The sequence below is a fragment of the Nocardioides sp. NPDC047086 genome (genome assembly GCF_040643685.1).
Classification (GTDB): domain Bacteria; phylum Actinomycetota; class Actinomycetes; order Propionibacteriales; family Nocardioidaceae; genus Nocardioides.
Genome location: NZ_JBEYUV010000039.1, coordinates 17,452 through 43,059 on the forward strand (window position 1 = coordinate 17,452; position 25,608 = coordinate 43,059).

24 protein-coding genes and 1 riboswitch are annotated in these 25,608 nt (G+C 69.9%); of the genes, 16 read left to right on the plus strand and 8 right to left on the minus strand.

Going from position 1 to position 25,608, the window contains the following annotated elements; translation table 11 throughout:
* Positions 1 to 116 precede the first annotated feature (116 nt).
* Entirely contained in the window at positions 117 to 869 is a 753-nt protein-coding gene (locus tag ABZ796_RS23015; RefSeq protein ID WP_357340072.1) for an NYN domain-containing protein, read from the plus strand.
* 10 nt (positions 870 to 879) lie between these two features.
* Here the strand turns inward: ABZ796_RS23015 and ABZ796_RS23020 are convergent, their stop codons facing one another.
* Positions 880 to 1,536 (minus strand): hypothetical protein, encoded by a 657-nt coding sequence (locus ABZ796_RS23020; protein ID WP_357340074.1) that lies wholly within the window; start codon positions 1,534 to 1,536, stop codon positions 880 to 882.
* Between the two features lie 49 nt (positions 1,537 to 1,585).
* Positions 1,586 to 1,723: riboswitch (cobalamin riboswitch) on the plus strand.
* 65 nt (positions 1,724 to 1,788) lie between these two features.
* Between ABZ796_RS23020 and ABZ796_RS23025 the strand changes: the two genes are divergently transcribed.
* From ABZ796_RS23025 to ABZ796_RS23045, 5 genes are read left to right on the plus strand one after another with little or no spacing between them, the layout of a single operon-like run.
* Positions 1,789 to 2,862, plus strand: a complete 1,074-nt coding sequence (locus ABZ796_RS23025; protein WP_357340076.1) for a prenyltransferase/squalene oxidase repeat-containing protein — start codon at positions 1,789 to 1,791, stop codon at positions 2,860 to 2,862.
* Positions 2,856 to 3,473 carry a hypothetical protein gene (locus ABZ796_RS23030; protein ID WP_357340078.1) on the plus strand — a complete coding sequence of 206 codons (618 nt, stop codon included), beginning with the start codon at positions 2,856 to 2,858 and terminating at the stop codon, positions 3,471 to 3,473. Before ABZ796_RS23025 ends, ABZ796_RS23030 begins: the two co-directional genes overlap by 7 nt.
* Positions 3,470 to 4,585 carry an energy-coupling factor transporter transmembrane component T gene (locus ABZ796_RS23035; RefSeq protein ID WP_357340079.1) on the plus strand — a complete coding sequence of 372 codons (1,116 nt, stop codon included), beginning with the start codon at positions 3,470 to 3,472 and terminating at the stop codon, positions 4,583 to 4,585. The genes ABZ796_RS23030 and ABZ796_RS23035 overlap by 4 nt, the downstream gene beginning before the upstream one ends.
* Positions 4,582 to 6,222, plus strand: a complete 1,641-nt coding sequence (locus ABZ796_RS23040) for an ATP-binding cassette domain-containing protein (protein WP_357340080.1) — start codon at positions 4,582 to 4,584, stop codon at positions 6,220 to 6,222. Before ABZ796_RS23035 ends, ABZ796_RS23040 begins: the two co-directional genes overlap by 4 nt.
* On the plus strand, positions 6,219 to 7,025 hold the full coding sequence (locus ABZ796_RS23045) for an ECF transporter S component (protein WP_357340081.1): 807 nt from the start codon (positions 6,219 to 6,221) through the stop codon (positions 7,023 to 7,025). Before ABZ796_RS23040 ends, ABZ796_RS23045 begins: the two co-directional genes overlap by 4 nt.
* 1 nt (position 7,026) lies before the next feature.
* Here the strand turns inward: ABZ796_RS23045 and ABZ796_RS23050 are convergent, their stop codons facing one another.
* The 5 genes from ABZ796_RS23050 to ABZ796_RS23070 all read right to left on the minus strand — a co-directional run bounded on the left by ABZ796_RS23050 (position 7,027) and on the right by ABZ796_RS23070 (position 12,679).
* Entirely contained in the window at positions 7,027 to 7,950 is a 924-nt protein-coding gene (locus ABZ796_RS23050; RefSeq protein ID WP_357340082.1) for an alpha/beta hydrolase, read from the minus strand.
* Positions 7,947 to 8,204, minus strand: a complete 258-nt coding sequence (locus ABZ796_RS23055; protein ID WP_357340083.1) for a hypothetical protein — start codon at positions 8,202 to 8,204, stop codon at positions 7,947 to 7,949. Before ABZ796_RS23055 ends, ABZ796_RS23050 begins: the two co-directional genes overlap by 4 nt.
* A 120-nt stretch (positions 8,205 to 8,324) precedes the next feature.
* Positions 8,325 to 9,224, minus strand: coding sequence for an EamA family transporter (locus ABZ796_RS23060; RefSeq protein WP_357340084.1), 900 nt, complete (start codon positions 9,222 to 9,224; stop codon positions 8,325 to 8,327).
* Positions 9,225 to 9,254: 30 nt separating this feature from the next.
* A complete protein-coding gene (locus ABZ796_RS23065; protein ID WP_357340086.1) occupies positions 9,255 to 11,900 on the minus strand; it encodes a glycosyl hydrolase family 65 protein in 2,646 nt (881 codons plus the stop codon).
* Positions 11,897 to 12,679 (minus strand): beta-phosphoglucomutase family hydrolase, encoded by a 783-nt coding sequence (locus tag ABZ796_RS23070; protein WP_357340088.1) that lies wholly within the window; start codon positions 12,677 to 12,679, stop codon positions 11,897 to 11,899. The genes ABZ796_RS23065 and ABZ796_RS23070 overlap by 4 nt, the downstream gene beginning before the upstream one ends.
* Before the next feature lie 138 nt (positions 12,680 to 12,817).
* Here ABZ796_RS23070 and ABZ796_RS23075 point away from each other — a divergent pair, with 138 nt between their 5' ends.
* The 7 genes from ABZ796_RS23075 (at position 12,818) to ABZ796_RS23105 (ending at position 18,896) form a co-directional block, all read left to right on the plus strand.
* Positions 12,818 to 13,885, plus strand: coding sequence for an exo-alpha-sialidase (locus ABZ796_RS23075; protein WP_357340090.1), 1,068 nt, complete (start codon positions 12,818 to 12,820; stop codon positions 13,883 to 13,885).
* Between the two features lie 119 nt (positions 13,886 to 14,004).
* Positions 14,005 to 15,852, plus strand: a complete 1,848-nt coding sequence (gene ilvD, locus ABZ796_RS23080; protein ID WP_357340092.1) for a dihydroxy-acid dehydratase — start codon at positions 14,005 to 14,007, stop codon at positions 15,850 to 15,852.
* Between the two features lie 7 nt (positions 15,853 to 15,859).
* A complete protein-coding gene (locus ABZ796_RS23085) occupies positions 15,860 to 16,423 on the plus strand; it encodes a pyridoxamine 5'-phosphate oxidase family protein (protein WP_357340094.1) in 564 nt (187 codons plus the stop codon).
* Positions 16,424 to 16,514: 91 nt separating this feature from the next.
* Complete coding sequence (locus ABZ796_RS23090; RefSeq protein WP_357340095.1) at positions 16,515 to 17,372, plus strand: MFS transporter; 858 nt, start codon at positions 16,515 to 16,517, stop codon at positions 17,370 to 17,372.
* The gene (locus ABZ796_RS23095; protein ID WP_357340096.1) at positions 17,344 to 18,039 is read left to right on the plus strand and encodes a GNAT family protein; all 696 of its coding nucleotides are present in this window, start codon (positions 17,344 to 17,346) and stop codon (positions 18,037 to 18,039) included. The genes ABZ796_RS23090 and ABZ796_RS23095 overlap by 29 nt, the downstream gene beginning before the upstream one ends.
* 98 nt (positions 18,040 to 18,137) lie before the next feature.
* Entirely contained in the window at positions 18,138 to 18,452 is a 315-nt protein-coding gene (locus ABZ796_RS23100; RefSeq protein ID WP_357340097.1) for a hypothetical protein, read from the plus strand.
* A 33-nt stretch (positions 18,453 to 18,485) separates the two neighbouring features.
* Positions 18,486 to 18,896, plus strand: a complete 411-nt coding sequence (locus tag ABZ796_RS23105; RefSeq protein WP_357340098.1) for a VOC family protein — start codon at positions 18,486 to 18,488, stop codon at positions 18,894 to 18,896.
* A gap of 4 nt (positions 18,897 to 18,900) precedes the next feature.
* Here ABZ796_RS23105 and ABZ796_RS23110 read toward each other — a convergent pair whose 3' ends face one another.
* Positions 18,901 to 20,238 carry an AarF/ABC1/UbiB kinase family protein gene (locus tag ABZ796_RS23110; RefSeq protein WP_357340099.1) on the minus strand — a complete coding sequence of 446 codons (1,338 nt, stop codon included), beginning with the start codon at positions 20,236 to 20,238 and terminating at the stop codon, positions 18,901 to 18,903.
* Positions 20,239 to 20,292: 54 nt separating this feature from the next.
* Here ABZ796_RS23110 and ABZ796_RS23115 point away from each other — a divergent pair, with 54 nt between their 5' ends.
* Complete coding sequence (locus ABZ796_RS23115; RefSeq protein WP_357340100.1) at positions 20,293 to 22,416, plus strand: prolyl oligopeptidase family serine peptidase; 2,124 nt, start codon at positions 20,293 to 20,295, stop codon at positions 22,414 to 22,416.
* Positions 22,417 to 22,426: 10 nt separating this feature from the next.
* Here the strand turns inward: ABZ796_RS23115 and ABZ796_RS23120 are convergent, their stop codons facing one another.
* Positions 22,427 to 22,909, minus strand: coding sequence for a nitroreductase/quinone reductase family protein (locus ABZ796_RS23120; protein ID WP_357340101.1), 483 nt, complete (start codon positions 22,907 to 22,909; stop codon positions 22,427 to 22,429).
* A 365-nt stretch (positions 22,910 to 23,274) separates the two neighbouring features.
* On the opposite strand from ABZ796_RS23120, the gene ABZ796_RS23125 reads away from it, so the two are divergent.
* Positions 23,275 to 25,026 (plus strand): acetolactate synthase large subunit, encoded by a 1,752-nt coding sequence (locus ABZ796_RS23125; RefSeq protein WP_357340103.1) that lies wholly within the window; start codon positions 23,275 to 23,277, stop codon positions 25,024 to 25,026.
* On the plus strand, positions 25,026 to 25,589 hold the full coding sequence (ilvN, locus tag ABZ796_RS23130; RefSeq protein WP_357340105.1) for an acetolactate synthase small subunit: 564 nt from the start codon (positions 25,026 to 25,028) through the stop codon (positions 25,587 to 25,589). Before ABZ796_RS23125 ends, ilvN begins: the two co-directional genes overlap by 1 nt.
* Positions 25,590 to 25,608: the final 19 nt, after the last annotated feature.

Below are 25,608 nucleotides of genomic sequence, written 5' to 3' on the forward strand. Positions count from 1 at the left end.
GGCCGCAGGCGGCCTTCCGGCTCGACCGACGGGGCCTGCCGTCGGTCGAGCCGCCGGAGCCGCTAGGCGAAGGCGTGTCGAGACCAACACAGTCCTGTTCCTGCCACACTGATCTGGTGACCGAGCCCTTCCGTATCGCCCTGCTCATCGACGCCGACAATGCTCCGGCGGCCAAGATCGACGCGATCCTCAATGACCTGGCCGAGTACGGCGAGGTGACGATCCGGCGGGCCTACGGCAACTGGACCAAGCCCGAGCTCAAGGGGTGGATCGAGGAGCTGCACGATGCCGCGATCCGGCCGATGCAGCAGTTCGACCTGACCGCCCACAAGAACGCCTCCGACATGGCGCTCGCCATCGACGCCGTCGAGCTGCTGCACGCGGCGATCCCGGACGCGTTCGCGCTGGTCTCCTCCGACTCCGACTTCACGCCGCTGGTGCACTATCTGCGGGAGAAGGGGCGCGCGGTCTACGGCTACGGCCGGGAGAAGACCCCGGCGCCGTTCAAGAGTGCCTGCACCCGGTTCACCGTGGTGGAGAAGCTCGGCGACTCCGAGGAGGAGACCGACACCGAGACCGGGACCACGCCCGCCCGCAAGCCGTCCTCCTCGGCGACCACGGGGCAGCTGCTCAAGCGCAACGCCCGGCTGATCCAGCTGCTGCGCAACTCCATCGCCGCAGCCGCCGACGACGACGGCTGGGCCCTGGTCGGCACGGTCGTCTCCCGCATCCGCAACCAGTCCTCCGAGGACCCCCGCAACTACGGCTACGCCACCTGGACCAAGCTCATCAAGGCGATCGACCTCTTCGAGCTCAAGGACGAGGGCACCTCGGCGATCGCGGTCAGCGACAAGCGCACCAAGAAGTGACGTACGCCTGCTAGGACGCGTCCGCGGTGCGGTCCTGGTCGCTCGCCGTCTTCGGGCGGGCGCACGTGATCCCCTGGGGCACCGACCCCTGGAGGTGCTTCAGCGCGGCCTTGAAGTCGCGGCAGCGCTCGGCGTCCTCCTTCTTGTTGTAGGGATAGCCGATCGCCGCGTTGACCTTGCCCATGTCGAGGGCGTCCGCGAGCGGGTTGATGTCGCGGGCGACGGTCCAGTACCACCGTGAGATCGGCGCGCTGTGGTCCAGCGACCGGGCCAGCTCGGGCCGGCGGCGCAGGTCGATGTCGAAGTAGGCGCCGGCGTCGGTGTAGTTGGCCTCGCCGGTCAGCTGGATGTAGCCGCGGCCGGCGTACTTCCGCTTGTCGCGGCCCTTGGCGTCGTGGTGGAAGGAGCTCTCGTTGGCGAGCGTGGCCAGGTAGGCCGCCTGTCGGTAGGGGGTCGTGATCCTGGCATCGGACATGGCGCGGTTGAGGCTCGGCAGCCCGGTCTCGACGGTCTGCCGGTTGCCGACCTTGTCGCCGAACATGGCGACCAGATCGGCGTACGTGACCGATGTCCGAGCCGGCTCCGCGACAGCCGTCGTGGCCGGGCAGAGAGCGAGAAGGGTGGCCGAGATCGACGCTGCGACAAGGCCGAGAATCCTGTGGCGCATGGGGACAGAGTGACTGCTCGGTGGCGATCGCGCAAGCGGCGCGGGCCCGGCATAAGATAGCCCCCTCAATCAACACACGCCGTGGTGGGGGAAGCCGGTCGAATCCCGGCGCTGACCCGCAACCGTAGGCCCAGGCACCGAGTGTCCTGAGCGAGCCGGAGCACCTGCCGACGGACGCGTACTGACCTGACGCTGTCGTGGAAAGCAGCGGGTCGGCCCAGGGCCTTCCCGACGAACAGCGTGGAAGGAACCATGAAGAAGACCGTCCTCGGCGGCATCGCCGCCGCCCTCGCCCTCACTTCGCTCGCCGGCTGTGGCGAGAAGACCGTCGAGGAGGGCGAGAAGCCCACCTACGACGCGAAGGTGTCCACCTCGGTGGCCGACTGGCTCGTCGCCCAGGCGCCCGAGGGCGTGGCCCGCAACGCCCAGTACGGCACGGACGACTTCGGGCTCAGCGCCGACATCGGGATCGCGCTGGCCGAGGTCGGTGGCTACGACGAGGAGATCGCCACGATCGCCGCGGCCGTGATGGAGAACAAGAAGGCTTACACCTCGCCCGGGTTCGGCACCGTCACCTCGGCCGGGGCCACCGCGAAGGCGCTGGTCCTCCAGCAGAACGTCGACGCCTCCGACCCCGGGCTGTTGAAGCAGCTCGAGGGCACCGTTGCCGAGAACGGCCGCATCGCCGACGTGCTCGACCCCAAGAACAAGGAGGCGGCCGACTACTCCAACACGATCGGACAGTCGTACGCCGTATGGGCCCTGAACAACGCCGAGAGCAAGGAGGCCGCGGCCGCGACGGAGTTCCTGGCCGGGCAGCAGTGCGAGGAGGGCTGGTTCCGGGTCACCTTCACGGCCGACCCGGCCGCGGCAGATCAGACCTGCGACGCCGACCCGAAGGCCGCCCCGGACGCCGACGCCACCGCGTTCGCGCTGATCGCCCTCTCCTCGGTGGCCTCTCCGGAGGCGGAGAAGGCCGTCAAGGCGGGCGTGGAGTGGCTGAAGGAGACCCAGGCCGAGGACGGTTCGTTCAAGGCGGCGACCGGCAACATCGCCAACTCCAACACCACCGGTCTGGCCGGGTGGGCGTTCGGGCGCGCCGGTGAGACCGCTGCCGCGGAGAAGGCCGCGACCTGGGTCGCCGACCACGTCGTGACCTGTGGCGAGGACGCCGGCGCGGTGGCCTATGACGACGCCGCGCTGACCGAGGCCAACACCAAGGGCCTGACCAAGGAGTCCGAGGGGATGTATCGCCTCGCGGCCGCGCAGGCCCTGCCGTCGCTGGTCTTCCTGCCCAAGGACGCGACCGCGAAGAGCTCGTGCTGATCCTGCGCGATCTCCTGGTGGCCCTGGCGATCCTCGCCGGGGCCACCGCACCCGTCTCCTCGGCAGCCGCATCATCCGCGCCCGAGGCGTGCGACGGGGTCACCGTCGTCGTCGAGCCCAACGCGTTGGGTGGCGACCCCGAGGTCGCCTGTGTCCAGCCCGGGGAGGGCGACACCGGTGCCGATCTGTTCGAGAAGGCCGGACATCCGCTCACCTACGTGACCTCGATGCCCAGCGTCGTGTGCCGTGTCGACGAGCGCCCGAAGGCCGCCGGTTGCGCCCAGATGCCGCCTGCCGATGCGTACTGGTCGCTGTGGATCACCGACGATTCGGGGGCCTGGAGCTACGCCTCCAGAAATGTTACCGAAATCAGCGTGACCTCCGGGCAGGGTGTTGCGTTCACGTGGATAGACGACGATGTCGTTACCGCTCCGGCGACGGAGCTTGGGGATGCTGTGGGGGCGCCCTCAAGCCCGTCGCCGGAGTTATCTCCGGACGACGCGCCTTCCGGCTCGACCCCAGCGGCCGAGCATCTGCCCGCCTGGGTCGCGCCCGCGGGGATCCTCGCCCTCTTCACCGTCGCCGGTGCTGTGTGGTGGCGTCGGCGATGAGCGAGCTGTTTCGTAAGGCCGCGGTCGCGCACCTGCCCCGCGATCTGCACCCGGTCGCCTGGTGGGTCTGGGCGATCGGCCTGGCTGCGTACGCCTCCTTCACCACCAACCCGTTGCTGCTCCTGCTCGTCGTGGGGGTGGTGTCGGTCGTGGTCGCCGCGCGCCGCGGCGAGCAACCGTGGGCGAAGGCGTTCCGGCTCTACGTCGGCCTCGCGGTGTTCATCGTCGTGACCCGGGTGCTCTTCCGGGTCCTTCTGGGCGCGGTGCCGGGTCACGTGCTCATCGATCTTCCCGAGATCCCGCTTCCGGAGTGGGTGCTGGGGATCCGGCTGCTCGGGCCGCTCACCCGGGAGGCGCTGCTGGCCGGCCTCTACGACGGGATGCGGCTGGGGGTCATCGTGATCTGCGTCGGCGCGGCCAACGCGCTGGCGAACCCGAAGCGGCTGCTGCGCTCGCTGCCCCCGGCGCTCTACGAGATCGGCACCGCCGCCGTGGTCGCCGTGACGGTGCTGCCGCAGCTGGCCGAGTCGGTGCAGCGGGTGCGCGCCGCGCAACGGCTGCGTGCCGGTGCGACCGGAAACGTCAAGCGGCTGCGCCGCTTCCTGGTGCCGGTGCTCGAGGACGCCCTGGAGCGGTCGATGGCGCTGGCGGCGGGGATGGACACGCGCGGCTACGGCCGTGCGGCCGGTGTCGCCGTGGCCACCAGGCGGATCACCTCGGTGCTCATGCTGGTCTCGCTCGTCGGGCTCTGTGCCGGCGTCTATGCGGTGCTGGACGGCACCACGCCCGGCTGGCTGGCCGTCACCATGCTGAGCCTCGGCGTCGGCACCGCGGCCGGAGGGCTCTCCCTCGCCGGCCGCCGGGTGACGCGGACCGTCTACCGCCCCGACCGGTGGCGCTGGCCGGAGGTCGTGGTGGCGCTGAGCGGGATCGTGGTCGCCACCGTGGGCTGGTGGATAGCCCGGGATCAGGTCCCGGTCGCCTTCCCGGGGGTGAGCACCGTTCCGGAGGTCACGCTGACCGCCATGCTGGGTGTGCTCGTCGGGCTGGTTCCGGCCGTCGCCGCCCCGGCACCGGCATCATCGCTCGTCCACGAGGAGGCAGTCGCATGATCGAGCTGCGAGGCATCACGTTCACCCCGCCCGACTCCTCCGAGCACGTGCTCAAGGACGTCGACCTCACCATCGAGGAGGGCGAGCTGCTCCTCGTCTCCGGTCCGACCGGCTCGGGGAAGTCGACGCTGCTCGGTGTGCTCGCGGGCCTGGTGCCGCGCTTCTCCGGCGGCGTTCTCGACGGTGACGTGCTGTTGGACGGCGCCTCGATCATTCGTACGCCGCCGCGCGAGCGCGCCGGGATCATCGGCTACGTCGGGCAGGACCCGGTGGCCGGATTCGTCACCGACACGGTCGAGGAGGAGCTCGCCTACGGGATGGAGCAGCTCGGCCTCCCGCCGGCGACCATGCGGCGCCGGGTGGAGGAGACCCTCGACCTGCTCGGCATCGCCGAGCTGCGGCAGCGGTCGCTGCGGGAGCTCTCCGGCGGGCAGCAGCAGCGCGTCGCGATCGGCTCGGTGCTCACCACCCACCCCCGGGTCGTCGTCCTCGACGAGCCGACCTCTGCCCTCGACCCCACCGCCGCCGAGGACGTGCTCGCCACCATCACCCGGCTGGTCCACGACCTCGACACCTCCGTCGTGCTCGCCGAGCACCGCCTCGAGCGGGTCGTCCCCTTCGCCGACCGGATCGCGCTGCTCGTCGGCGACGGCTCCGTCGCCGTCGGCGAGCCCGTCGAGATCCTCGAGTCCTCACCCATCGTGCCGCCGCTGGTCGAGCTCGGCCGCGAGCTCGGGTGGTCACCGCTGCCGCTGACGGTGCGGGATGCGAAGCGGAAGGCGAGAGGGGTGGCGCTTGCTGATCGTGTTGGTCTCGACACGCTCGCTAACGCTCGCGGCTCGACCGACGAAACCGCTGGTCGAGCCGCCGGAGCCGCTAGGCGGAGGCGTGTCGAGACCAACACAGTCGCCCTGAGCGCTCGCTCTCTCACGGTCACCCGAGGACGTACGCCGGTCCTGCACGACGTCTCGATCGAGCTGCCCGCGGGGCGGGTGACGGCGCTGATGGGACGCAACGGCTCGGGCAAGTCGACGCTGCTGTGGACGCTGCAGGGGACCCAGAAGCGGCTGGCCGGATCGGTGGACGTGGCCGGCACGGACCCGGCGAGCCTCGATCCCGACCGGCGCCGTGCGCTCGTCGGGCTGCTGCCGCAGACCGCGGCCGACCTGCTCTACCTGGAGACGGTGGCCGAGGAGTGCGACGCCGGCGGCCCGCGGACCCGGGAGATCCTGGACAGCCTCGTCCCCGGCATCCCCGATGGCCAGCACCCGCGCGACCTCTCCGAGGGCCAGCGCCTCGCTCTGGCGCTGTCGCTGATCCTGAGCGCCGACCCGCCGGTCGTGCTCCTCGACGAGCCCACCCGCGGCCTCGACTACGCCGCCAAGCAGGCACTGTCCGAGATCCTTCGCGAGCTCAGCGCGGCGGGCAAGGCGGTCCTGGTGGCGACCCACGACGTCGAGTTCGTCGCCGAGGCCGCCGACGACGTGGTGGTGCTCGCCGACGGCGAGGTGGTCTCGGCCGGTGACGTACGCAGCGTCACGGCCGAGTCACCCGCGTTCGCGCCCCAGGTGAGCAAGGTGTTCGGCCCGGGCTGGCTGAACGTGCGCGAGGTTGTCGAGGCGGTGGGCGAGGGATGATCCGGTTCTCGCCCCGCACGGCGGTCCTGCTCGCGATCATCTCCGTGGCCGGGCTGATGATGTTCTGCTGGCCGCTGCTGCTCCACGGCTACGAGCGGGTGCAGCCGCCGTTCATCTTCCTGGCGCTGCTGCCGCTGATGCTGGTGGTGCTGCTGAGCGAGCTCTCCACGGGCGGGATCGACACCCGGATGATCGCGGTCCTCGGCGTGCTCAGCGCGATCGAGGCGGTCCTGCGCGCCGTCTCCGCCGGCACCGGAGGGGTGGAGCTGGTCTTCTTCATGCTGATCCTCGGCGGCCGGGTCTTCGGTCCGGCCTTCGGGTTCGTCCTCGGCTGCACCAGCCTGTTCGTCGCCGCGCTCGTGACTGCCGGGGTCGGACCGTGGCTGCCCTACCAGATGCTCGGCGCCGCCTGGGTGGCGATGGGAGCCGGGCTGCTGCCACGTGCGAGCGGCCGCCGGGAGATCGGGCTGCTGGCGGCGTACGGGATCTTCGCCTCCTACGCCTATGGTCTCCTCCTCAACCTGCAGGGCTGGCCGCTGCTCACCGGCGTCACGGTGCCCGGCGCGAGCGGCAACCTCTCCTACGAACCGGGTGCCGAGTTCAGCGAGAACCTGGCGACCTTCCTGCGCTACACGCTGGTCACCTCGACCAGCAGCTGGGACACCGTGCGGGCGATCACCACGGCCGTCGCCATCGCCCTGCTCGGCCCGGCCGTGCTCGCCACCCTGCACCGCGTCGCTCGTCGGGCCACGGTCACCGGCGTCGTGGCCTCGACAGGCTCGACCGGCTCGACCGCCGGGTAGGTCAGACGCGCTGCTGCTCGGCGACCCGGGCGAGGAAGGCCAGCAGCAGCTGGTGAACCCGGTCGGGCTGCTCCATCTGCACGAAGTGGGTGCCGTCGAGCTCGACGAAGGTGCCGTTCTTGACCCCGGCGGCCACCCGCGACATGTGGCGCGCACCGGCGATGAGGTCGCGCGTGCCCGCGACCAGCACGACCGGCACCTTGATCCGGCGCAGCGAGACCGAGCGGCGCTGGGAGGTGCGCAGCGCGAGGTGGAAGTACCACTCGACCGGGGTGGTCAGGAACTCGGCCAGCGCCGCCGCGGCGAGCTCGGGATCGGGGACCTTGCCGATCAGGCCCGCCTTGGAGAACACCTCGATCGCTCGCGGGCCGAGGTCGAGACGCGCCGCCAGGGGAGTGATCAGGGAGCCGGTGCGACACAGCACCCGCGAGGCGGTGCGGGTCACGATCGCGGCCGCCGGCGCGGGCAGGCGCAGCGGCCCCAGCATCGACTTGAACGTGTCGCCAGGAACCCCGGCGACGCCGAAGAGGCCGGAGACCCGCTCGGGATGGTCCGCGGCCAGCTCGAAGGCGGTGTTGACCCCGATCGACCAGCCCATCACCACCGGCCGGGAGAGCGCGAAGGCGTCCATCACCGAGAGCGCGTCCTCGGCGAAGTGCCTCGAGGTGGTCTGCTCCGGGTCCTTCGGGCGCGCCGAGCCGGAGGTGCCACGGTGCTGCCAGGAGACCACGCGTACGCCGCACGAGGTGTGCAGCAGCGCCGGCCAGTTCCACGGGCTGGTGCCGAGGCCGTTGCACAGCAGCACCGTCGGTCCCTCGATCACGCCCTCGGGGTCGTTGGTCCAGGCACGGATCAAGGTGCCGTCGTCGGAGAGCACGTCACGGAACGCGACCGTCGACTCGGCCATCGCCCGCGGTAGGTTCATGCGGACATTCTCTCCGAAGCGAGCAGTTGGAGATAGTGCTGGACGTCCTCACGCTCGGCACGCCGGAGCAGGAGCGCCTCCTCGGCGGCCCTGGCGTTGTGCCGGGCGACGAGCTGGGAGGCCACCGGCCAGGCGAGCAGCAGCTGGATCGGTCGGAGGAACGGGCCGACCATTCGCCCCGCGGTGCGGGCGGCGAAGAGGGCGGCGACTTGGGCGACGGCAGCGGTGTGTACGGGGGCGGTGATGGTCGACAACGGAGCAACTCCAAGGACAGGCGGCGGACCGGGCGGCGGAGGGGGAGTTGTCACCGAACTGTAGTGACCTCAACGTTCGGAGTCAGTGACGTTCCGATGTCGCTTGTGTGAAACACCCCACTACGCCGGGGTCGACTCCGCCGGGACGTGGTGCGCAGGCTTCCCGGTGGTGGTCGCGCCCGCGGAGGCGACCACGACACAGGCGATGGCCAGCCACTGCAGGACCGAGAGTCCCTCGTGGAGGATCAGGATCGCGGCCAGGGCGCCGGCGGCCGGCTCGAGCGACATCAGGATCGCGTAGAGCCCCGACTTGATCGAACGCAGGGCGACGAGATCGAGGGAGTAGGGGATCACCGAGGACATCAGCCCCACCATCAGCCCGACCAGCCACACGTGCGGAGACCCGAGCCCGTCGGCGTACGCCATCGCCGCAGGCGTCAGCGCCACCGCCGCGACCGTGGAGGCCAGGGCGAGCCCGTCGAGCCCCTCCCACCGCGCTCCGGTCGCCTTCGACAGCAGGATGTACGCAGCCCAGCAGACCCCCGCGAGCAGCGCGAAGAGCACGCCCACGATCGAGATCCGGCCGGGTTCGAGGCCGAGCAGCACGACCCCCGCAGCGGCCAGCGCGACCCAGACCAGGTCGCGGGCCCGCCGCGAGGTGGCCAGCGCGATCGTGAGCGGGCCGATGAACTCGATGGTCACCGCGATCCCGATCGGGAGCCGGGCGAAAGCCTGGTAGATGGCCCAGTTCATCATCCCGAGCGAGGCCCCGAAGGCGACCACGACCAGCCAGTCGCGGCGGGAGAGGCCGCGGACCCGGGGCCGGGTGATCGCCAGCAGGATCAGCGCGGACAGCGACAGCCGCAGCCACACCATGGCCGTCGGGGTGACCTCGTCGAAGAGCGACTTCGCGAAGGTCGCGCCGACCTGCACCGACGCGATCCCGATCAGAACCAGGACGACCGGGTGGGCCAGCCTCGCCCGGAGAGAGGCTCTACCGGTTGAGAAGCGTGCGACCACCCGGTCAGTCTAGGGCTGCGTAAAGACCCGCTACTGCGCCGAGTCCGTCTGCGAGACGTTGGAGAGGTTGGGGGCCTTGTTGGCCTCCTCCGCCAGCCGCTCGGACCCACGCCGCGAGTCGTGCGGGACCATCGCATGCTCGACGTGGTCCTGCTCGTAGATCTCCGGCGGGATCGGGGGCGGCACGGTGGCCGTGATCCGCGATCCGTCGGGGCGGATGCCGCCGTGCGGCTCCTCGTCGAGGTGGGTGCCGATCCGCGGCCCCTGGTCGGCGAGCGGCACGATGACCGGCGATCCCTTCGAGACCACGAACTCCTCCCCGCGGACGCTGATCGGGATGTCGAACTCCTCGCCCGGGGTGTCCACGACGGTGAAGACGATCTGGTCCCTGGTCAGCGCGACCTGCATCCGGGTCGAGTGCCACTGGACCCGGAAGATCAGCGAGTCCCACTGGAGGGGCAGGCGCGGGTCGAAGGAGAGCTTGCCGTCGTAGTCGCGCATCCCGCCGAAGCCGAACGCGAGGCCGCCCCACACGCCGCCGGTGGAGGCGATGTGCATCCCGTCGACGGTGTTGCCGTGCATGTTGTGGAGGTCGACGTAGAGCGCGTCGTAGAAGTAGCGCAGCGCGTCGTCGTGGTAGCCCACCTCGGCGGCCACGATCGACTGCACGACCGCCGAGAGCGTCGAGTCGCCGGTGGTGATCGGGTCGTAGTACTCGAAGTCGGCCCGCTTCTCCTCGGGGGTGAACCTGTTGCCCTGCTGGAAGAGGGCGAGCACCACGTCGGTCTGCTTGAGCACCTGGAACCGGTAGATCACCAGCGGGTGGTAGTGCAGGAGCAGGGGACGTACGTCGTCGGGGGTGTTGGGCAGGTCCCACACCTCGCGGTCGAGGAAGTTGTCGTCCTGCGGGTGGATGCCGAGCCCCTCCTCGTAGGGGATGTGCATCGCGGCGGCGCAGCGACCCCATTCCTCGACCTCGTCGGGGGAGATGTCGAGGCGGCCCATGACCTGCGCGTACTCGCGCGGATAGTCCCTCCGGAGCATCTCGATGGTCTCGACAGCCTTCTCCAGGTTGTAGCGGGCCATCACGTTGGTGAACAGGTTGTTGTTGACCACCGTGGTGTACTCGTCCGGCCCGGTCACCCCGTGGATGTGGAAGGACGGCTCGCCGTTGTGGCGCCAGAAGCCGAGGTCGGCCCACATCCGCGAGGTCTCCACCAGGATGTCGACGCCCTCGCGGATGAGATAGCCGATGTCACCGGTCGCGTAGACGTACTTCATCAGCGCGAAGGCGATGTCGGCATCGATGTGCACCTGCGCCGTGCCGGCCGCGTAGTAGGCCGAGGCCTCCTGCCCGTTGATGGTGCGCCAGGCGAACAGCGCGCCCTTCGCGGCCATCTCCAGCGCCCGCTGCCGGGCCGCGGGAAGCATCACCGAGCGGGCGTGCATCACGTTGCGGGCGACCTCGGGCTGGGTGTAGCAGAGGAAGGGGACGACGTAGCACTCCGTGTCCCAGAAGTAGTGGCCCTCGTAGCCGGAGCCGGTGACCCCCTTCGCCGGGACGCCGAGCCCGTCGGTGCGGGCGGTCGCCTGGGCCAGCGAGAACAGGTTGAATCGGATCGCCTGCTGCGCTGCCGCGATGTCCTCGGTGTCGCCCTCGTCGGCCGCGGAGATCTCGACGTCGGCGGCGGACCAGAACTCGTCGTACCAGTTGCGCTGGTCGCGCTCGAAGTGGCCGACGCCGAGGCGGATCGCCCGGTCGAGCGTACGTCCGCAGCGGTCGGCCAGCTCGCGCACCGGCACCCCTCGCGAGGTGTGGTACGCCACCGTCTTCTGCATCCGCAGGGTGCTGCCCTCGGTCGCGTCGACCCGGAAGACCGTCTTGGCCAGGTCGTCCTCGGCACGGACGACGGTCTCGACCGGGTCCGGTGTGTCGAGCTGGTGGGCGGCACTGACCGCGATCGTCATCCCCGAGTTGGCGCACCGGTAGCCGAGCATCATCTGCTCCTCGTCGGCCACCGACAGCTGCGGGAGCAGAACGCGGGTGTCGAAGGCCGAGGCCTTGCGCGGGTCCATGCCCTCGCCCAGCGCCGCCGACGGCACGTGGTACTCGTCCTTGCCGTCTTGCCGGTTGAGCAGCTGGGAGGAGATCACGATCGGCGCGGCGCCGCTCAGCATCGTGATCTCCAGGGTCTGGATCGAGAGGTGGCGCTGGGTCATCGACACCATCCGGGTCGACTTGATCGCGACCCGCTTGCCCGAGGGCGTACGCCACACCAGATGCCGTCGCAGCACGCCCTCGCGGAAGTCGAGCACCCGCTCGTACTCCTCCAGGTCCGAGGTGCCGAAGGTCAGCGGCTCGTCGTCGACGTAGATCTTCATGATCTTGGCGTCGGGGGCGTTGACGATGGTCTGGCCGGTCTTGGCGAAGCCGTAGGCGTTCTCGGCATGGCGGATCGGCCAGGTCTCGTGGAACCCGTTGATGAAGGTGCCGTGCGCGTAGGTCGGGCGACCCTCCTCAGGAGTGCCGCGCATGCCGAGATAGCCGTTGGCGACGCTGAAGAGCGTCTCGGTCAGGCCGAGGTCGTCGGGGGAGTAGCTGGTCTCCACCAGTCGCCACGGGTCGATGGGGTAACGGGCCCGGTCCAGGGGGTTCGGGCCGACGTTGGTCTTCACTGCTGTGCTCCTCGAGCAGGGTCTGGGCTCTGTGAACCAGGGCTGTGTCGATCAGGGACAAGTTCAGCAAGGTCGGATACGACGAGACTGGCGCCGGCGGCCGTGAGGGTGTCGTGGCCGGCGCCACGGTCCACCCCGACGACGAGCGCGAAATCTCCTGCCTTGCCGGCGCGCACCCCGGAGACGGCGTCCTCGAGCACGACGGCCTCGCTCGGGGTGGCTCCGAGGACCTTACCGGCGTAGACAAACGTGTCCGGTGCAGGCTTGCCGGGCAGGCCCAGCTCTTCTGCGACAGCTCCCGAGACGACCGTCTCGAAACGGTCCAGCAGACCCGCCGCCTTCAGCACGGTCGGTGCGTTGACCGATGACGACACCACGCCGAGCCGGACGTCGAGGGTGGCGAGATAGTCCAGGAACAGCACCGAGCCTGGGTAGGCCTCCACGCCGTCGCGCTCGAGCACCATGTTGAAGGCGATGTTCTTGCGGTTGCCGAGACCGCAGACGGTCTCGAGCTCGGGTGCGTCCTCCGGGGTGCCCTCGGGAAGCCGGATGCCACGGGAGGCGAGGAAGTCACGGACGCCGTCGTAGCGCGGCTTGCCGTCGACGTACGCGAAGTAGTCCTGGTCGGTGTAGGCCGGCGCGCCCGGGGTCTTCTCCTGCAGGTAGGCGTTGAACATCTCCTCCCACGCTCGCATGTGCACGACCGCGGTCGGCGTGATCACGCCGTCGAGGTCGAAGAGGATCGCGGTGAACGTCTCCCAGGCAACAGGTCTGGTCATGACTTCAGGCTAGGGGCTGGGCCGCCCAGGCCGAAGAACCCGGCCTTTCCGGTGTCGCCGGATCGGGATGTTTTCCCTCCGCGTTCTATCGCCGAAATCTCCTGGCCACGAACGGCGACCGGGTGGATGCTGGAAGGCATGGGTACGCAGCTGCTGGTCGGGACCCGTAAGGGTCTGTGGATAGGGCGCTCTGACGACGCACGCCAGGACTGGGACTTCACCGGTCCGCACCATGACATGGAGGAGATCTACTCCGCCATGATCGAGCCCGGGACCGGGCGAGTCCTTGCCGGATGCTCCTCGCTGTGGCTGGGTGCGCTGGTGCGCGCCTCCGCCGACGGCGGTGAGACCTGGACCGAGACCTCGATGTCGTTTCCTGAGGACGTCGACGCGAGCCTGGCCCGGGTCTGGCAGCTCCAGCCCGGGCTGCCGGAGGGCACGATCTGGGCCGGCGTCGAGCCCGGCGCGATCTTCAGGTCGCGTGACGGTGGCGCTTCTTTCTCGCTGGTGCGCGGGCTGTGGGACCACCCGCACCGCACCGAGTGGAACGAGGGGTTCGGCGGTCAGGCGTTCCACACGATCCTGCCGCACCCGACAGAACAGGACTCGGTGACCGCGGCGATCTCGACCGGCGGCGTCTACCACACCTCGGACGGTGGGGAGACGTGGGAGGCGCGCAACAACGGCATCATCGCGGTCTTCCTGCCCGAGGGGCAGCAGTACCCCGAGTTCGGCCAGTGCGTCCACAAGGTCGCCCGCCACTCCTCCCGCCCCGAGCGCCTCTACCTGCAGAATCACGGTGGCGTCTACCGCTCCGACGACGAGGGCCGGTCGTGGAAGTCCATCGCCGACGGGCTGCCCACCGACTTCGGCTTCGCGGTGGTCGTCCACCCGCAGGAGCCCGACACGATCTTCACCTTCCCGATCGGCGCCGGCGAGTCCCGCTACCCACCGGAGGCCAAGCCGATCGTGTGGCGCTCGCGCGACGCCGGCGACCACTGGGAGGCCCTCGACAAGGGTCTGCCCGACCACTTCTACGTCGGTGTCATGCGCGACGCGATGTGCGCCGACGACCACGAGGTGGCCGGCGTCTACTTCGGCGCCCGCAACGGCTCGGTCTGGGCCTCCGCCGACGCCGGCGAGACCTGGCGCGAGATCCTCCGCGACATCCCCGACGTGATGGTGGTCCGAGCCGCGAAGGTCTGAGGCCGGAGAAATGGTCGATCTCCCGTGTGGACGCCGCAGTCAGGTCGCGGAAGCCTGATCACCGTCCATCGCGTGGCGCTGTGTCAAGGGACCCGGGGCGACGGGTCTAGCCTTTGCCTATGCCCACTCTTCGCTCCGCAACCTCGACCTCGGGCCGCAACATGGCGGGTGCGCGCGCACTCTGGCGCGCGACCGGGATGACCGATGACGACTTCGGCAAGCCGATCATCGCGATCGCCAACTCGTTCACCGAGTTCGTGCCCGGCCATGTCCACCTCCGTGACCTCGGCAAGATCGTCGCCGAGAAGATCCAGGAGGCCGGGGGAGTAGCCAAGGAGTTCAACACGATCGCCGTCGACGACGGCATCGCGATGGGCCACGCCGGGATGCTCTACTCGCTGCCCAGCCGCGAGCTGATCGCGGACGCGGTGGAATACATGGTCGAGGCGCACCGCGCCGACGCGATCGTGTGCATCTCCAACTGCGACAAGATCACCCCCGGCATGCTGCTGGCCAGCCTGCGGCTCAACATCCCGGTCGTCTTCGTCTCCGGCGGCCCGATGGAGGCTGGCAAGACGACCGCGATCGAGGGGATCGTGCACGACAAGCTCGACCTGGTCGACGCGATGGTGCTCTCGGTCAACGAGGCGGTCAGCGACGAGCAGCTCGACGTCATCGAGCGCGCCGCCTGTCCGACCTGCGGCTCCTGTTCCGGCATGTTCACCGCCAACTCGATGAACTGCCTCACTGAGGCGATCGGTCTCAGCCTGCCCGGCAACGGGTCGACCCTGGCCACCCACGCCAAGCGCCGCGCGCTCTTCGAGGAGGCGGGACGTACGGTCGTCGAGCTGTGCCGCCGCTACTACGAGGAGGGCGACGAGTCGGTCCTGCCGCGCTCCATCGCCAGCCGCAGTGCGTTCGAGAACGCGGTCGCGCTCGACGTCGCCATGGGCGGCTCGACCAACACGGTGCTGCACCTGCTCGCCGCCGCGCGTGAGGCCGAGCTCGACTTCAACGTGCACGACATCGACGCGATCTCGCGTCGCGTCCCGTGCCTGAGCAAGGTCGCCCCCAACAGCCCGAAGTACCACATGGAGGACGTCCACCGAGCCGGCGGCATCCCCGCCCTGCTCGGCGAGCTGCTCCGCGGGGGCGCGCTCAACACGGACGTCCACACCATCCACTCCGACTCGGTCGAAGAGTGGCTGGGCAACTGGGACATCCGCGCCGAGAACCCCAGTCAGGAGGCGCTCGACCTCTTCCTCGCCGCGCCGGGCGGGGTGCGTACGACCGAGGCGTTCTCCACCGACAACCTCTGGGCGAGCCTGGACACCGACGCCGCCGAAGGCTGTATCCGCGACTTCGAGCACGCCTACTCCGCCGACGGCGGGCTGGCGATCCTGTCGGGCAACATCGCCCCCGACGGCTGTGTCGTGAAGACCGCCGGCGTTCCTGACGAGTGCCTGACCTTCACCGGCACCGCGATCGTCTTCGAGTCCCAGGACGACGCGGTCGACGGCATCCTCGCCAAGAAGGTCGAGGCCGGCCACGTCGTGGTGATCCGCTACGAGGGCCCGAAGGGTGGGCCGGGCATGCAGGAGATGCTCTACCCGACCTCCTTCCTCAAGGGCCGCGGTCTGGGCCAGAAGTGCGCGCTGATCACCGACGGCCGCTTCTCCGGCGGCACGTCTGGACTCTCCATCGGCCACGTCTCCCCGGAGGCGGCCGGCGGCGGTCTGATCGCCCTGATCGAGGACGGCGACCAGATCTCCATCGACATCCCGAACCGCTCGATCTCCCTCGACGTCGACGACATCGTCCTCGGCGAGCGTCGCGTGGCCCAGGAGAAGCGCGAGAAGCCCTACACCCCGGCCAACCGCGACCGGAAGGTCTCCGCGGCCCTGCGGGCGTACGCCTCGATGGCCACCTCGGCCTCCGACGGCGCCTACCGCAACGTGCCCGAGTAACCCAGGCATGGGAAAGGTCCACGCGCGCGTCGAGGGTCGTCTGAGGGAGTTCGTCGACCGCCAGGTCGTCTTCTTCGTGGCCACCGCACCGCTCTCCGGTGAGGGCCACGTCAACCTGTCGCCGCGCGGCATCCCCGGCACCTTCGGGATGCTCGACGAGCTCACCTTCGCGTGGGTCGACGGCACCGGGAGCGGTAGCGAGACGATCGCGCACCTGCGTGAGAACGGCCGGATCACCGTGATGTTCTGCGCGTTCGACGGGGCACCGAACATCGTCCGCTTCCACGGACGCGGGCGGGTCGTGACCCGCTACGAGAAGGAGTACGCCGAGCTCGCCGGCCGCTTCACGGACCTCCCCGGTGCCCGCGCGGTCGTCGTCGTGGACATCGAGCGGGTCTCCGACTCCTGTGGCTTCGCCGTCCCGCTGATGTCGTACGTCGGCGAGCGCGACCTGCTCCCGGCGTACTTCGAGCGCAAGGGGGTCGAGGGGTCGGCCGAGTATCGGCGTCGGAAGAACCTCACCAGTCTCGACGGTCTCCCGGCGTTCGACTTCGACCCGGGAGTCGAATAGGCGTCTGCGCCGCTGTCGAAACCGGCGGCGACCGTTCGTGGCATGGGTGAGGGGCCGGCACGGCGGCCCACCGGATGCAGGAGCGGTTGCGATGTCGGAGCAGAAGTCGGAGCAGAAGTCGGATCGGTGGAAGCGGAACCTGCTGGTCTTCCTCGGCGGCCAGACGGTGTCGTCGTTGGGATCGATGATCGTCGGGTACGCGGTGATGTGGCACCTCACGGTCGAGACCGGGTCGGCCGCGGTGCTGACCCTGAGCGTCGCGGCCGGGATGCTGCCGCAGGCGGTGGTGTCGGTCTTCGGCGGCGTGTGGGCCGACCGGCACTCGCGCAAGCTGTTGATCATCGGCGCCGACTCGACGATCGCGGTGGCGACCTTGGTTCTCGCGCTGCTGATGCTGAGCGGGGTCGGCGACCTGTGGATGATCTTCGTCGCGATGGCGGTGCGCTCGGCGCTGGCCGGGATCCAGGGGCCGGCGGTCAACGCCATGCTCCCGCAGATCGTCCCGGCCGAGCACCTGATGCGGGTCAACGGCGTCCAGCAGACCATCCAGTCGGGGATGATGCTGTTCGCGCCCGCGGTGGCCGCCGCGGTCTACGCGAGCACCGGCATCGTCGCGGTCTTCTTCATCGACGTGGTGACGGCGGTGGCCGGCGTACTCCTGCTGCTGCTGGTGCCAGCCGCGACCGTCCTGCAGGAGCAGGTCGAGGACGCGATGCGCGGCCGGGTGTTCGGGTTCTACGGGATCGTCATGTCCGTGTCGATGCCGGTCTCGATGATCGTCTTCGGGCCGCTCGCGGACAGGTTCGCGGTGGAGTCGGTGATGGTCCTCGCCGGGGTCCTGCTGCTGGGCTGCCTGGTCGGGATGCTCGCCCTCGGCGCCGCCCGGCGCCCGCTCGCGACGGTCGGCGAGAATGACGACCGTGACGAACTTCTTGTATCCCGTGGGTGATGTCGTCGAGAGCTGGGAGCCGCGGCCGTGGCCCGAGCCGGTGACCCTGGAGGGGCGCTACGTCCGGGTCGCGCCGCTCTCGTCGGCCCAGTACTCGGACCTCTACGCCGGGGTCTGCGGACCCGACGACGCCGACCTGTGGACCTACCGGCCGATCGCGATGCCGACCTCGCTGCAGGACCTGTGGATGCACCTGGCCGGGCTCGTCGACGCGGCCGACGTCGTGCCGTTCGCCTTCATCCCGAAGGAAGGAGAGCGGGACGGCAGGGCGAGCGGGGTCGCGGGCTTCCACGCGATCAACCCCGCGAACGGAAGCATCGAGGTCGGTGGGGTGCTCTTCGGCCCATCGCTCGCCCGCACCAGGGCGGCGACCGAGGCGATCCACCTGCTCATGCGGCACGCGTTCGACACGCTGGGCTACCGGCGTTTCGAGTGGAAGCTCGACTCGCACAACGAACCGTCCCGGCGGGCGGCGGAGCGGCTGGGGTTCAGCTATGAGGGCCGGTTCCGCAACCACATGGTCGTCAAGGGCCGAAACCGGGACACCGACTGGTTCTCGGTGACGGCGCAGGAGTGGCCGAAGGTGAGGGAGAGCCACGAGCGTTGGCTCGACCCCGCCAACTTCGACGAGCAAGGGCGCCAGCTCAGCCGGCTCCGGATCGGCTAGGGGCTGCGTACGCAGCCCCCGCTCCTGAGCCGATGTGCCGGCGGCTCGTGGGCAGCAGTCTGAGGGCATAGGCAAGCCCGACAGATTGGACACGAGCAATGAGCATCAACGAGACAGTGGCCACCGTGGTGGCCGACGACCACTGGGGTCCCTGGCGCGAGAACGGACCCTGGCACGACGGGGGAGGGCCGCCGGCGTTCTGGCCGATCTTCCCGATCCTGTGGTTCCTGGTGATCGCGGCGATCGTCACCGCGATCGTCCTCCTCAACCGCAAGCGGGTGGCCGAGGGGCCGCGTCGCGCGGGCGAGGCGAGACTGGCCGAGAGGTACGCCGCGGGCGAGATCGAGGAGGACGAGTATCGGGCGCGTCGCGAGGTGCTGCGCGAGAAGCCGAACCGGGCGACAGAGGCCTGACACCCCCTGCTGGTCCATGGCAGGGTGGCTGCTGTGGACCAGCGCATCAGCTTCATCACCGTGGCCGTCGCCGACGTGGCGGCAAGCCGGTCGTTCTACGTCGACGGCCTCGGCTGGACCCCCGAGATGGAGGCCGACGGGGTGCTCATGATCCGCGTCGGCGAACACGTCATCCTCTCGCTGTGGGACCGGGGCGAGTTCGAGGAGGAGGTCGGCAGGATCGCCGTCGCCGCCGGTGTGGCGCCGTTCACCCTCGCCCACAACGTCGCCACCCGCGAGGAGGTCGACGCCGTCCTGGAGCTCGCCCGGTCGCTGGGGCGCGAGGCCTCGCCCGCCGAGGAGCGGGTCTGGGGCGGCTACACCGGCTACTTCGCCGACCCCGACGGCGTGCGCTGGGAGATCGCCTACAACCCCGGCCCGGTCGGGCAGACCGTGCTGCCCTGACGCCTCAGCCCGCGAACCCGGGCAGGTGCTCCTCGAGGATCTCCCGGAACGGCGCCTCCGCGTTGAGCTGCGCCAGCACCCCGAGACCACCGAGCCAGACCCGGTGGATGAGCAGGTAGGACGGCGGCAGGTTGAGCTTGAGGCCGACCGTGTAGGCGGGGTCCTTGGGATCGTTGATCCGTTTGAACTCCTCCCGCATCCACTCCCGGGTGAACCGGAAGCGCTCCTCCAGCGCCGGGGTCACGAACGGCGCTAGATAGTCGAGCACATGCTGCGGCTCGACCTTGATGCCCTCGCGGATGAAGCCCTCGTGGCGCAGGCCCGCGACCAGTGCGTCGGCGTCGCCGGTCGAGGCGATCCGGATCAGCCGCCCCATCGGCTCGGGGAAGCCCCGCTCGGGCAGCCGCGCGGCGAGACCGAAGTCGAGCACGGCGAGGCGGCCGTCGGGCAGGACCCGGAAGTTGCCCGGGTGAGGGTCGGCGTGGAGCATCCCGGTCAGCTCCGGTGCGGAGAACCAGAACCGGACGAGCAGCTCGCCGTAGTGGTCGCGCTCCTCGGGGGTCCCCTCGGCGATCACCTTCGCGATCGAGCCCTCCGACTCCACCCACTCGGTGATCAGCACCGAGGGGCCCACGGCGACGACGTCGGGGACCTCGATCAGGGGATGGTCCGCGTACGCCTCGGCGAAGACGTGCTGGGCCTCGGCCTCCTTCGGGTAGTCGAGCTCCTCGACGACCCGCTCCTGCATCTCGGCGACCAGCGCCTTGACGTCCATCCCGGGCACGACCGCGTTGCCGATCGCCGCGACCCGGCCGATCTGGCGCAGGTCGGCGCGCAGCGCCTCGTCGGCGCCCGGATACTGCACCTTCACCGCCACCTCGCGGCCGTCGGCCCACCGGCCCCGGTGGACCTGCCCGATCGAGGCCGAGGCGGCTGGCTCCTCGGACAGCTCGACCAGCTGCGAGGCCCAGTCCGGGCCGAGGTCTCGGGCCAGCAGGCCGCGTACGATCCCGGTCGGCATCGGAGGAGCGGAGTCCTGGAGCCGGGTGAGCTGGGCGCGGTAGTGGGCCGCCTGCGACTCCGGAAGCGCCGCCTCCATGATCGAGAGCATCTGCCCGAACTTCATCGCGCCGCCCTTGAGCTCGCCCAAGGTGCGGAACAGCTGGTCGGCCGTACGCTGATGTACGTCGGCCAGCACCGCCTCGGCGGGCTTGCCCCCGATCCGCTTGCCGAGCCCGAGCGCCTTGCGCCCGGCGTACCCCATCGGCAGTGCGGCCAGCTTCGCCGTCCGCGTCGCCGCTCGCCGCGGCAGACCCTTTGACGACCCCTCCGCTTCGTTCATGACGCAATTGTGCCGGTCTGCTGCAACTTGCACACCGCGAAGTAGCCTTCCGGCATGACCTCTGAGCTGACGATCGTGACCCCCCTCGACCCCGCTGGAGAGGACCCGTTCGGTTGGCTGGAGGAGGTCGAAGGGGCCGAGGCGCTGGCCTGGGTGCGGGCGCGCAACGAGGAGGCGCACGCAAGCGTCGGCGCCGATCCGGTGTTCGCGAGAATCGAGGCTCAGATCCTCGAGGTGCTCGACTCCGACGACCGGGTGCCCGAGGTCTCGCGCCTCGGTGAGCACCTCTACAACTTCTGGCGCGACGCCGACCACGAGCGCGGCATCTGGCGGCGCACCACGCCGGAGTCCTACCGCACCGACGACCCCGAGTGGGAGATCCTGCTCGACCTCGACGCGCTCGCCGCCGACGAGGGCGAGAGCTGGGTCTGGCACGGCGCCTCGGTGCTCCGGCCCGAGCCCGGCGAGCCCTGGCGCAAGGTGCTCGTCGACCTCTCCCCGGGCGGCTCGGACGCCGACGTGACCCGGGAGTTCGACCTGGTCACGAAGGACTTCGTGAGCCCGGCCGAGGGCGGCTTCACCCGCGCCGTCGAGCAGGGCGGTGCCAAGGGCGCGCTGTCGTGGTGCGGCCCCGACGCGGTCTACGTCTTCACCGACTTCGGCGAGGGATCGTTGACCCCGAGCGGCTACCCGCGCATCGTGAAGCTGTGGCGCCGCGGCACCCCGTTCGAGGACGCGGCGGTGGTCTACGAGGGCACCGACGAGGACATGTACATCTCCGCCCGGCACATCCACACTCCCGGCTTCGAGCGCGACCTGGTCAGCCGCTCGATCGCCTTCTACAGGTCCGAGACGTACGTCGCCACCGACCCCGGCACCCCCGAGCAGACCCTCACCAAGCTCGACATCCCCGACTCCGCCGAGGCCGGCTTCCACCGCGAGTGGCTGGTCATCGAGCTCCGCGAGGAGTGGACCCCGAAGCAGAAGACGTACGCCGCCGGCTCGCTGCTCGCGATCGAGGCCGACCGGTTCCTGGCCGGGGAGCGCGACCTCACCGTGCTCTTCGAGCCCACCGCGAAGACCTCGCTCGCCGGGGCGACCTGGACCCGCAACCACCTCGTCGTGAACGTGTTCGAGGACGTCAAGAACCAGCTCCATGTGCTCACCCCGTCCGCCTCGGGCGAGTGGACACGATCCGAGTTCCCGGCGACCGACCCGGTGGCCGCGGTCGGCACCCGTGCCGTCGACGCCGTCGAGTCGGACGAGGTCTGGGTCGTCACCAGTGGTTACCTCACCCCGACGACGTACGGCCTGACCACCATCGGCGCCGAGACGATCGAGCCGCTCAAGTCGGCGCCGGCCTGGTTCGACACCGCGGGGCTCCGCGCCGAGCAGCGCTTCGCCACCTCCGCCGACGGCACCCGGATCCCCTACTTCATCGTCGGCTCCGACGCCGCCCTCGACGGCAGCAGCGCGGCACCGACCCTGCTCTACGGCTACGGCGGTTTCGAGATCCCGATGACGCCGGGCTACTCCGCCGGTGTCGGCCGGTCCTGGCTCAGCGAGGGCGGCGTCTACGTCGTCGCCAACATCCGCGGGGGAGGGGAGTACGGCCCGGCCTGGCACCAGGCGGCGCTGAAGGAGAACCGGCACAAGGCCTACGAGGACTTCGCCGCCGTCGCCCGCCACCTCGTCGAGACCGGCGTGACCGACGCGGCCCACCTCGGGATCCAGGGCGGCTCCAACGGCGGGCTGCTGACGGGCAACATGCTCACCCTCTACCCCGAGCTGTTCGGTGCCGTCGTGATCCAGGTGCCGCTGCTGGACATGAAGCGCTACTCCCACCTCCTCGCCGGTGCGAGCTGGATGGCCGAGTACGGCGACCCGGACGTGCCGGAGGAGTGGGAGTTCATCCGGACCTTCTCGCCCTACCACCTGCTCGACGGCTCCAGGACCTACCCGCCGGTCCTGCTGACCACCTCCACCAAGGACGACCGCGTCCACCCCGGCCACGCCCGCAAGATGGCCGCGCTCCTGGCAGCCACCGGCAAGGACGTCACCTACTACGAGAACATCGAGGGTGGCCACGGCGGTGCGGCCAACAACGCCCAGTCGGCCCATCTCTCCGCGTTCGCCTGGACCTTCCTGCGCGAGCGCCTCGGCCTCGGTCAGGGGTAGCCCGCCGAGGTCACGACGACGGCTCGGTGACCTCCAGGACCACCACGGGAGTCTGGTGCGAGCGCCGGGCGGCGAAGTCGTCGAGCTCGCCCCAGCCGTCGTCGGCGGCCGCGAGCAGCGCCCACAGCCGCTCGCGCTCGGGCCCGGTGGCCTCGCGGGCCCGCACCTGGCGTGGCCCGTCGACGGTCTCGGCCAGGGCTTCGGGCCGGGCCTTCAGGTTGAGCCACCAGGCGGGCGGCGGGTCGGCCCAGCCGTTCATCGCCAGGGTCACGTAGGCCGACCCGTCGGGGACGTAGGACAGGATCACCGAGCGTTCCTGTCCGGTGCGGCGCCCGACCGTGGTCAGCCGGAGCATGCCGGCGCGGTCCGGGCGGGGGCGGCGCAGGAAGCGCGCTCCGCCCGCGGCGTACAGCCGGCGGTGGAACCACCACGCGGCGCGGATGAACCAGCGCGGCGGCAGCCACGCGGATCCGTGCTTCTCGTCGGTCGACATCGTTGCCTCCACAGGGCAGAGAGACCCGAGATCCACAGGTACGTCCAGGCTAGCGATCCGCCAGGTCCGGTCGCCTCGGTGAGAACCCTGAGATCCGACGCAGCCGAACGACTGACAGATACTGGGACGGTGATCTCAGATCATGGGACGCGCGATAGGGTGAGGTGACACGGCGCGACACCTGGGGTTAACGTGTGTGCATGCTGAACAGCATTCTCGTACTTATCAGGCGCGTCGCCTAGGAGCCACTGGCCCCAGACGACGCGTCTCCCTCCGTTGCCCGCCGGGCCGGAGGGTTTTTTGTTGCACAACCAGATGTACGAGACACCCATGAGTAGACAGCTCTGATGAGTAGGACGGCGGACATGAGCGAGCAGATGACAGGCGCGCAGAGCCTGATCAAGTCGCTGGAAGCAGCGGGGGCCGAGAACATCTTCGGCATTCCGGGAGGAGCGATCCTCCCGGCGTACGACCCGCTGATGGACTCGAAGATCCGCCACATCCTCGTACGTCACGAGCAGGGCGCCGGCCACGCCGCCCAGGGCTACGCCGCCGCGACCGGCAAGGTCGGGGTCTGCATGGCGACCAGCGGCCCGGGCGCGACCAACCTGGTCACCCCGCTCGCCGACGCCAACATGGACTCCGTGCCGATGGTGGCCATCACCGGCCAGGTCGGCGCGGCGATGATCGGCACCGACGCCTTCCAGGAGGCGGACATCCGCGGCATCACGATGCCGGTCACCAAGCACAGCTTCCTCATCACCGACCCGGCGGAGATCCCGCTGCGGGTCGCTGAGGCCTTCCACCTCGCCTCCTCCGGAAGGCCGGGTCCGGTCCTCGTCGACGTCACCAAGTCGGCGTTGCAGGCCACCACCACCTACCGGTGGCCGACCGAGCTCCACCTGCCGGGCTACCGCCCGGTGACCAGGCCGCACGCCAAGCAGATCCGCGAGGCGGCGCGCCTGATGCTGGAGGCCAAGAAGCCTGTCCTGTACGTCGGTGGCGGCACGATCCGCTCCGGTGCCCACCGCGAGCTCCTGCAGCTGGCCACGCTCACCGGGATCCCGGTCGTGACCACCCTGATGGCGCGCGGCGCCTTCCCCGACTCCCACCCGCAGCACCTGGGGATGCCGGGCATGCACGGCACCGTCGCCGCGAACGCCGGCCTGCAGAAGTCCGACCTGCTCATCAGCCTCGGTGCCCGCTTCGACGACCGCGTCACCGGCAACCTGGACTCCTTCGCCCCGGGGGCGAAGGTGATCCACGCCGACATCGACCCGGCCGAAATCGGCAAGAACCGCTACGCCGACGTCCCGATCGTGGGCGACGTGCGTGAGGTCCTCACCGACCTGATCGCGGTGCTCACCGCGGAGAAGGAGGCCGGCAAGGAGGGCGACTACGAAGGCTGGATCGCCTTCGTGGCCGGGATCAAGAAGAAGTACCCGCTCGGGTACGACCTTCCTGCCGAGGGCCTCTCGCCGCAATACGTCATCGAGCGGCTCGGCAAGATCTCCGGCGAGGACACGATCTTCACCGCCGGCGTCGGCCAGCACCAGATGTGGGCCGCGCAGTTCATCGGCTACGAGCACCCCAACACCTGGATCAACTCCGGTGGCCTCGGCACGATGGGGTACTCCGTCCCGGCCGCGATGGGCGCGAAGGTCGGCTGCCCGGACTCCACCGTGTGGTCGATCGACGGCGACGGCTGCTTCCAGATGACCAACCAGGAGCTCGCCACCTGCGCGATCGAGGGCATCCCGATCAAGGTCGCGATCATCAACAACGACAACCTCGGCATGGTGCGCCAGTGGCAGACGCTCTTCTACGGCGAGCGCTACTCCAACACCAATCTGCAGTCCCACGGCCAGCCCAAGCGGATCCCCGACTTCCCGAAGCTGGCCGAGGCGATGGGCTGCGTCGGCCTGGCCTGCGACTCCGCCGACGACGTCGATGCCACCATCGAGAAGGCCATGGAGATCAACGACATGCCCGTCGTCGTCGACTTCCGGGTCAACAAGGACGCCATGGTGTGGCCGATGGTCCCCTCGGGCTCCTCCAACGATGACATCCAGTACGCGCGCGACCTCGCGCCCGAGTTCGACGAGGACGACCTCTGATGAGCATCCAGCCCGTGAAGACCGGCGGCAAGCACACGCTGAGCGTCCTGGTCGAGAACAAGCCCGGCGTCCTGGCCCGCGTGGCCGCGCTCTTCTCGCGCCGTGGCTTCAACATCGAATCCCTCGCGGTGGGACCGACCGAGCACGACGAGGTCTCCCGCATGACGGTCGTGGTCAATCTCGAGAACACCCCCCTCGAGCAGGTCACCAAGCAGCTCAACAAGCTGGTCGAGGTGATCAAGATCGTCGAGCTCGAGCCTGAGTCGCGCGTCCAGCGCGCCCTCATGCTGGTCAAGATCGCCGCCACCACGGAGACCCGCAGCCAGGTGCTCGACACCATCCAGCTCTTCCGTGCCAAGGTCGTCGACGTGTCCACCGACACCGTCATCGTCCAGCTCGCCGGCAACACCGGCAAGCTCAACGACTTCCTCCGGGTCATCGAGCCCTTCGGCATCCGTGAGCTCTCCCAGTCCGGCATGGTCGGCATGGGTCGCGGTTCCCGGTCGATCTCCGAGCGCAGCCTGCGATCCGTGGCTGTGCCCGCTCCGCCTTCCGCGGTCTGAACCCCTATCAAACACAACT

Coding starts and splice junctions, on each gene's coding strand:
- ABZ796_RS23045 (WP_357340081.1), top strand. CDS start 6,219: ATGATCCGGTTCTCGCCCCGCACGGCGGTCCTGCTCGCGATCATCTCC.
- ABZ796_RS23110 (WP_357340099.1), bottom strand. CDS start 20,238: ATGAACGAAGCGGAGGGGTCGTCAAAGGGTCTGCCGCGGCGAGCGGCG.
- ABZ796_RS23125 (WP_357340103.1), top strand. CDS start 23,275: ATGAGCGAGCAGATGACAGGCGCGCAGAGCCTGATCAAGTCGCTGGAA.
- ABZ796_RS23020 (WP_357340074.1), bottom strand. CDS start 1,536: ATGCGCCACAGGATTCTCGGCCTTGTCGCAGCGTCGATCTCGGCCACC.
- ABZ796_RS23070 (WP_357340088.1), bottom strand. CDS start 12,679: ATGACCAGACCTGTTGCCTGGGAGACGTTCACCGCGATCCTCTTCGAC.
- ABZ796_RS23050 (WP_357340082.1), bottom strand. CDS start 7,950: ATGAACCTACCGCGGGCGATGGCCGAGTCGACGGTCGCGTTCCGTGAC.
- ABZ796_RS23075 (WP_357340090.1), top strand. CDS start 12,818: ATGGGTACGCAGCTGCTGGTCGGGACCCGTAAGGGTCTGTGGATAGGG.
- ABZ796_RS23100 (WP_357340097.1), top strand. CDS start 18,138: ATGAGCATCAACGAGACAGTGGCCACCGTGGTGGCCGACGACCACTGG.
- ABZ796_RS23025 (WP_357340076.1), top strand. CDS start 1,789: ATGAAGAAGACCGTCCTCGGCGGCATCGCCGCCGCCCTCGCCCTCACT.
- ilvD (WP_357340092.1), top strand. CDS start 14,005: ATGCCCACTCTTCGCTCCGCAACCTCGACCTCGGGCCGCAACATGGCG.
- ABZ796_RS23115 (WP_357340100.1), top strand. CDS start 20,293: ATGACCTCTGAGCTGACGATCGTGACCCCCCTCGACCCCGCTGGAGAG.
- ABZ796_RS23035 (WP_357340079.1), top strand. CDS start 3,470: ATGAGCGAGCTGTTTCGTAAGGCCGCGGTCGCGCACCTGCCCCGCGAT.
- ilvN (WP_357340105.1), top strand. CDS start 25,026: ATGAGCATCCAGCCCGTGAAGACCGGCGGCAAGCACACGCTGAGCGTC.
- ABZ796_RS23090 (WP_357340095.1), top strand. CDS start 16,515: ATGTCGGAGCAGAAGTCGGAGCAGAAGTCGGATCGGTGGAAGCGGAAC.
- ABZ796_RS23040 (WP_357340080.1), top strand. CDS start 4,582: ATGATCGAGCTGCGAGGCATCACGTTCACCCCGCCCGACTCCTCCGAG.
- ABZ796_RS23120 (WP_357340101.1), bottom strand. CDS start 22,909: ATGTCGACCGACGAGAAGCACGGATCCGCGTGGCTGCCGCCGCGCTGG.
- ABZ796_RS23085 (WP_357340094.1), top strand. CDS start 15,860: ATGGGAAAGGTCCACGCGCGCGTCGAGGGTCGTCTGAGGGAGTTCGTC.